Raw genomic sequence first — 305 nt, forward strand, 5'->3', positions numbered from 1 at the left:
TCGCCGTTGCGGGACGGCGGGTACGACATCAGCGACTTCCGGGCGGTGCTGCCGGAGTTCGGCACCGTCGAGGACTTCGTGTACCTGCTGGAGGAGGCGCACCGGCGCGGGATCCGCGTGATCACGGACCTGGTGCTGAACCACACCTCGGACGCGCACCCGTGGTTCCAGGAGTCGCGGCAGAACCCGGACGGTCCGTACGGCGACTACTACGTGTGGAGCGACGACGACTCGCGCTACAGCGACGCGCGGATCATCTTCGTCGACACCGAGACGTCGAACTGGACCTACGACCCGGTGCGCGG

The 305-nt window shown here is 67.9% G+C and carries 1 protein-coding gene; it reads left to right on the plus strand.

All coding sequences use genetic code 11. The annotated features are described in order from the left end of the window. The coding region (locus tag ADL03_RS07860; RefSeq protein ID WP_255353337.1) for an alpha-amylase family glycosyl hydrolase at nt 1-305 on the plus strand (305 nt) is incomplete at both ends.

Origin of the sequence: Nocardia sp. NRRL S-836, assembly GCF_001279525.1 — a bacterium.
In the GTDB taxonomy this organism is placed as follows: domain Bacteria; phylum Actinomycetota; class Actinomycetes; order Mycobacteriales; family Pseudonocardiaceae; genus Lentzea.